The sequence below is a fragment of the Ligaoa zhengdingensis genome (assembly GCF_014384885.1).
Taxonomy (GTDB): Bacteria; Bacillota; Clostridia; order Oscillospirales; family Ruminococcaceae; genus Ligaoa; species Ligaoa zhengdingensis.
The window spans coordinates 1-6,670 of the sequence record NZ_JACRST010000046.1; the positions used below are offsets into that span (position 1 = coordinate 1).

Genomic DNA, 6,670 nt, shown 5'->3' on the forward strand with positions numbered 1-6,670 from the left:
GGTCTCCTTAACTGATTTTTCTCCGGTGGGTACTCACCGGATTTGCTTGCTAATCTCCCAAAATCGTATTCCCCGAAGATTCCTCCGTGAAATGTCCCTTCACTTTACAACGGACACAAAAAGGGCGTTTGTTGAGTACCGGATTTCAAAAAAGTCAAAAAATCATTGGATTTCCCATGTGAAAGCCACTGTGTCTGTCACATCAATATCAACCGGCTCAATCTCAGGTGCGGCGCACTTGCTCATCGCCATGAGAGGCTGAATGCAGTCTTCAACATCGTAGCTTGTTCTGGAAAAAACATTGAGTTCGCCCCAGTTGTAGTCGATGTTGAGCAACTGCCCAAGCGTACTGCCTGATGCTTTGCAAAGAATCTCCGCCTTTGCCCTGGCGTTCTCCGTCGCATTGATCAGCAGCTCTTCGCTGACTCTTGCCGGGTTTTTCACGGTGAACGCAATGCTGAGTTCTGGTTGCGCCCCACAATCCGCAATCGCAGAAATGACCTTTGCAAGCTGTTTGCTGTCAAAGTCAAATGCAAGTTTCAAGCGATAGCTGCAAGCATATCCGACAAACTCTCGCTTGTAATTTCCTTGCCGATCCTTGACGTTCTCGTATCTTGTCTGGACATCAAAGCTCGTGGTTTTCAAGTCTTCTTTGCGATACCCAACGCAGACTGCGGCACCTTGCAGTCTTTCGATTCTCTCGGCAGCTTCCGACATTGCACGGTCATAGGTTTTAGATAAGGTTTCAATGTTCAAGGAGAGGATGATGTAATCCGGTCTTGCGGAGACATTTCCTGTCCCTTTTACGGTGATCGTTCTCATTGCTTTCTCCCGTCCTTTCTGGAATTGAAGTCCTCATCAATACGCTTTTTCCAATTCGTGCCCAGTGGTACGCTGCATCGGACAGCAGAAACCGCTTCGCTCAGAACTTCATAGTTGAGCTGCGTTCCCTCATGGTCAGAGTGGTAGTTGACCGCTCGGTCTGCACCAATTCCGAAATGCCTTGCCGTCTCAACCGCGTCGATGTTTGCGCCGAGGAACAAAAACTCCCAGCCATACTTTTCCTTCTGACGCTCAATCATTTTCTTGACCTTCTCGCTGTCATAACGGCGGCTTGCATTCTCCATGCCGTCCGTTGTGATGACGAACAGAGTATGTTCAGGGACATCTTCATTTCTTGCGTACTTATGGACATTTCCAATGTGATGAATCGCTCCGCCGATAGCATCCAGAAGCGCGGTGCAGCCGCGAACGGAATAGTCCCTGTCGGTCATCGGCTCGACCTTTTGAACCGGTACACGGTCATGAATAACCTCGCTCACGTTGTCAAAGAGGACGGTAGAGATCAATGCCTCGCCATTCTCCCTTTTCTGCTTTTCAATCATGGAGTTGAAGCCTCCGATGGTGTCTGCTTCCAGCCCGCTCATAGAACCGCTGCGATCAAGGATGAATACGATCTCCGTCAAGTTCTTTCTCATGTTCAGTACCTCCGCATATAAAAAATATGACTGCTTGGCGTCTCACCTTACAGTCATATTGTACTTCGGTATTCACTTCATTTGGTCGCATGGCAAGCGACATTATTCCAGCGATGAGAACAGCTCTCCGTCAATGCTTAGAACGTCATCTATCGGAATCTTCGTGCCGTCCTGCATGGTGATCCGCCGCTCAAAATCATCGACCTTTTTGACCGCGCCGGTTGCTGTTATGTATTTGCCGCCAGCCTTCCGCTCATCGGGCTGGAAGTAGGTGATGGTGACTTTCGGTGCTTCATTAAGGGCATCCATAAGAAGCTGATACTTCATGTCCAATGCAGTCAGAGCTTCCTCGTCAAGCTCAATCCTTTCGTCGGTCAGACGCCCGGTTTCCTTGATAGCGGAGTCGTAGCCCGTGAGGGCGGCGAAGGGAGCAAACTGCGCTGCTCGATCTGACATTGGCATCTGCGGTCGCGTCTTTGAAACGTGGTGAGGGAGATTGATAATCTCGTCGTACCTATTGTTCATGTGTATTGTGCATCTCCCTTCCATGTAACCGGGGATTTATAACTGTCTTTGCAAATATATCATGTCAACAAGTTGAACACCACACTCAAATATCGGATGGTCATAATGGTCAGTAAAGAAATTAGGGATGCAATGAGAGCGTGTAAAACCGCATTTCTCATAAAACGGAACAGTCAACGCACTATCTCCTGTCCCTACTTGCATAATAGAGTATTTCCCTGTATATCGGTGAATTAAGAAGTTAATTAGGGCTTTTCCGTAACCGCAGCCCTGATATTCTGGCTTTACAGCAATATTCTTGATTTCAAGAATCGCGTTTCCCTCATCGGTAACGATACACTCTGCTTTCACGCCATTATCATCAAGTACATACATGGTTCCCTTTTCAAGATAGCGGTGAATCATATCTTCCTGCTCATCTGCCAGCAACAATAAGTCCATATAAAGCATCTTATCATCAACAATTTCTTTGAACACCATATTTGACCTCCGCAAATTCCGATTAGTTTGATCCTTTATGCCTTATGCCCGCCGATCTGTGCATTCCGATCCTTTGCCGTTGCACCTTCTTCAAGATTCATTGCCTTGAGGATGGCGTTCTTTCCATACTTCTTCTTGATGGCAAGCGTGGCGGCTTGTATCTTCCGCTCACGCTCCAAAGCGGCATCTTCGGCTTTCTGTTTTTCCTCTTCGGCGGCATAGTCGGTAAAGAGGTCGAGCTGGACTGCACCGTCGTTTTTCTTCGGTACATCAGCTTCCGGCAGCACATGATTTGCCACAACATACATACGGCGGACAAGCAGATTCTTATCCACGATCCGGTCGAAGAGTTCTGACACAGCACACATTATTTTGCGAGTAGATGATGTGTGACCGTCGAGATTGATAGAGCCGTGCGCCTGTTTCGGAATCTGCCTCCCATAATGATCTGTCTCAACCGCGCCGTGATACCTTGCCCGCCGCGCCGGATCGGTCAGGTTCTCAATGTCATAGCCAACGGTAAGAACCATCTGATCGGTGACAAGCCCCTTGTCCACCAAGTCCAGCACAAGCAAGTCCGTCATTTCCCGGACAACCAGCTTCGCCTTCTGCGGCTCATAGGGGCAGTGCAATACCTGACCGGAGCTGAGGCTGTTGGAGCTGGGACGGTATGCCTTGATTGCTTCAATGGTAGTTGGCTCCCAGCCCCACGCATGGTCGATGAGCAATTCCGCATTCTTGCCGAAGAGCTTGTAAAGCAAGTCCTCGTTCCGCTCGGAACAGAGGGCAACATCGCCCATGGTGAACATTCCATTCTGTTCAAGTTTCTTGGCAATGCCTCGACCTACGCGCCAGAAGTCCGTGAGGGGCTGATGCGTCCAAAGCTCACGCCGGAACTTCATCTCATCCAGCTCCGCAATGCGGACGCCGTTCTTGTCGGCGGGGATGTGCTTCGCCACAATGTCCATTGCCACTTTGCAGAGGAAAAGATTCGTACCGATCCCGGCGGTTGCTGTGATGCCGGTTGTCTCAAGTACGTCGAGGATGATCTTCATGGCGAGGTCATGTGCCGAGAGCTTGTAGGTATTCAGGTAGTCCGTCACGTCCATGAACACCTCGTCGATGGAGTAGACTACGATGTCCTCCGGCGCAATGTACTTGAGATAGACCTGATAGATGCGGGTGCTGTACTCCATGTAGTACGCCATCCGAGGCGGCGCGATGATGAAGTCAATCGCCAGAGACGGGTTTGCTTGCAGCTCCGAGAAGAAGTGCGATGTGCCGTCCAGTCTGTGTCCCGGTGCGTCGTGCTGCCGTCCGGCATTCGCTTCCTTCACCCGCTGCTTGACTTCAAACAGCCGCCCGCGTCCGGAGATGCCGTAGCTCTTGAGGGAGGGCGTGACGGCAAGGCAGATGGTCTTGTCCGTCCGGCTTTCGTCCGCGACAACAAGGTTTGTGTCCAGAGGATCTAAGCCGCGCTCCCTGCACTCCACGGAGGCATAGAAGGATTTCAGGTCGATTGCGATGTAAGTGCGTTGCTTCATCTTCTTTGCCTCCGCTTTCTTCTTAGATTAGCTCTAATGACATTTCATTAGAGTTTTTAATGTTGAATACGACACGCCATTCAATATCACCCTCCACCGGCTCAAAGTGTAGAGAGGAACAAGCCGCATGGAGTTTTTCTTTTGAGCTGCCTCCACACACGATTGCGATTGGACCGTCCGCTCCGCCGATAATGCCGATACAAGCAATATCGTTTTGTGCCTCTGGTGCATAGCGGTCAGAGCATGAGGCAATTTCTAAAGGCTTGTCTCCCTCAGCGCAATCACAGATCGAAATATCATTGTCCGGTTCAGGAGAAAGCGTATAGCTCATAGCAGTAAAATGCGTGGGATAGAACCACCGGTCGGAACCAACGAACTTTTCAGAAATTGTTTGCTGCTCCATTTCCTGAACGGTCAATGTATATTTTGTTCCGCTGACCGGATGGGAAAAAGAAAACGAATCGCCGGGAGCGTGTGTCTTGAAATGCGGTCCCGGGACACGGCGTGACTGCTGTTCCATTGTAAGGGAGAGGGCTTTTATTTCAGGACGGCGTTTGCTTGTCCATGGAAAAGCTGCCCGAAAAATCATCCATCCATAGGATGTATCCAAACCATAGTGTTCTAATGCCCACTTTGCTTCCGCTTCATTGATCATCCTGTCCGGCAAACATGGATTAAAGACCACCGAACAGCCGTGGGAGGTCAGCATTGTTTTCCCGTTCAATTCCAAACGAGGAATAAAGTCAAGGCAAAGTGGATTGTCTAAATCTATCTGCATTTGCTGCTCCTGTGTGAAGTATTCGCAGGAGTCGTTTTCGGGGTGTAAATCCCATTTAGTCATGAACTTACGAATGTCTTCATCTGGGGTGCGCATACAAAAGTCCATGACGAGTCCCTTACTGCAAGAATACGCCGCAGGAATAACCCAATGATGCCCAGCCCAGTCAAATTGCTTATTCAACCGGATTTCCGTTCCGGCACGGCCTTTTCCCGAATGTCCCCAGAAGTTTCCCTCAAAGTAGACCTTCCACTCAGGCATGGTCAGTTCTGCTTCCGGGTTCATATCAACATCATAATAGTCCTCGGTGTACTTGATCTTGCTGTAATCAAAAGATGCTTGCAGTTTTTTGATGTATGCCCACGGCTGTTCCATAGGCGTCAATTTCATTTTCTCGGCAAGCTCTAATAGCGTTCTTTGCTGATCCTGCGTTGGAGGGTTATCCCGCAAAAAGGCTTCAAATTGGGACTTATCCAACATCCACGCCTGTTCCAACGCTGCCGAATCACTGCAAGCAAGGAGCAGCCTCAAAAAGTCTTCAAAATTGTTTGCCAACGGATGAACATAATCAGGAGCCGAGTTCATGGGACTAACGGAAAAAACCACGCCGCCAAAGCCTCGAACAAAGCAGAAGTGGATGCCATCCACACCCGCCCAGCCAAAAATAGATGCACCTTTGGGCGTGCAAAAGTAGGGGTTATTATCTTCACGACGCTCCACCCCTACGGGCGAAAGGTCAATACCACTCCGCAAAAATTTCTGAAATACTTTATCCATAAGCCTTATGCTCCTATCAAGCTCTGGTCAAAGGCAAACAGAGCCTCGTTGATCTCAAAGACGTTATAGTTCCCATGCTCCACGAAATACTCCACGATGATGTCAAACTTGTTGGAGTGGGAGAGTGCAAAACCAGCCTTCATGAGCATATCCTTCATTTCCGCAAGGGGCAGCTCAAGGGCAATGGAAAACGCAATGACTGTGGGCTTGGAAGGCTTGTAGGACTTGTCCGAGCGGATCTTCGAGAAGAGTTTCCGGTCAATGTTCGCCTTCTTGTAGCACTGTGCGTCCGTCATGCCGCGTTCGTCAATCTTCCGCAGAAGCATCTCCGAAAAGCTCTCATCGATCTGTCCCAGTGCATCGTCAAGAGTTGCTGCCTTTTCAGAACTGACTGCCATAGGAGCTGCGAGCTTTTCAATAGCTTCATCACAAACGGATGACTCGCAAGGTATGGGTTCTTCCATCCGGAAGGCACTCATTCTGCGCAGACGCTCAGAACGACTATCGGTATGCTCGTCCACATAGCGGTCATCTATGTACGCTGCAATATCAGCAAATAGCTTCCCGCTGATCTGATAGGCTTTGCGGTCGAAGATGACGATGTACACCGTCATTTCGTTTTCAAGAAGGAAACTGCTGATGGTGTCAATCGCAACCTTGAGAGCTTGATCCTTCGGATAGCCAAAAATGCCGGAGGAACTCAGAGGGAACGCAACCGACTCGCATCCGTATTCCTTCGCCAGCATGAGCGATGTCCGATAGCAGGATGTCAGTAGTTCGCGCTCACCATGCCGTCCGTCATGCCAGCGCGGACCTACTGCATGAATGACATATTTGCAGGGTAGCTTATAGCCCTTCGTGATTTTTGCGCTCCCGGTTTCGCAGCCGTGGAGCGTTTCACATTCTGCCAGCAACTCCGGACCTGCGGCACGGTGAATACAACCGTCCACACCGCCGCCACCCAGCAGTGACTCGTTGGCAGCGTTGACGATGGCGTCCACCTTCATTTTTGTGATGTCATTTCTGACGATTTGAAGCGGCATTATTCAGTCCTCCGTCCGGTTACTTCGCGCCGGTCAGCAGCTTGT

General features: G+C 49.8%; 7 protein-coding genes. All 7 read right to left on the reverse strand.

The window, feature by feature from the left end:
* Positions 1–162: 162 nt before the first annotated feature.
* Positions 163–822 carry an SIMPL domain-containing protein gene (locus H8711_RS12980; RefSeq protein WP_249283819.1) on the reverse strand — a complete coding sequence of 220 codons (660 nt, stop codon included), beginning with the start codon at positions 820–822 and terminating at the stop codon, positions 163–165.
* Positions 819–1,478: a vWA domain-containing protein gene (locus H8711_RS12985; protein ID WP_249283820.1), complete on the reverse strand. Its 660-nt coding sequence runs from the start codon at positions 1,476–1,478 to the stop codon at positions 819–821. The genes H8711_RS12980 and H8711_RS12985 overlap by 4 nt, the downstream gene beginning before the upstream one ends.
* A 102-nt stretch (positions 1,479–1,580) precedes the next feature.
* Positions 1,581–2,003 (reverse strand): YolD-like family protein, encoded by a 423-nt coding sequence (locus H8711_RS12990; RefSeq protein WP_249283821.1) that lies wholly within the window; start codon positions 2,001–2,003, stop codon positions 1,581–1,583.
* A 36-nt stretch (positions 2,004–2,039) separates the two neighbouring features.
* Positions 2,040–2,483, reverse strand: coding sequence for a GNAT family N-acetyltransferase (locus tag H8711_RS12995; protein ID WP_249283822.1), 444 nt, complete (start codon positions 2,481–2,483; stop codon positions 2,040–2,042).
* Positions 2,484–2,518: 35 nt separating this feature from the next.
* Positions 2,519–4,027, reverse strand: a complete 1,509-nt coding sequence (locus tag H8711_RS13000) for a Y-family DNA polymerase (RefSeq protein WP_249283823.1) — start codon at positions 4,025–4,027, stop codon at positions 2,519–2,521.
* Positions 4,028–4,049: 22 nt separating this feature from the next.
* Positions 4,050–5,582 (reverse strand): hypothetical protein, encoded by a 1,533-nt coding sequence (locus tag H8711_RS13005; RefSeq protein ID WP_118599744.1) that lies wholly within the window; start codon positions 5,580–5,582, stop codon positions 4,050–4,052.
* A gap of 5 nt (positions 5,583–5,587) precedes the next feature.
* The gene (locus tag H8711_RS13010; protein WP_249283824.1) at positions 5,588–6,625 is read right to left on the reverse strand and encodes an O-acetyl-ADP-ribose deacetylase; all 1,038 of its coding nucleotides are present in this window, start codon (positions 6,623–6,625) and stop codon (positions 5,588–5,590) included.
* Between the last annotated feature and the right edge of the window lie 45 nt (positions 6,626–6,670).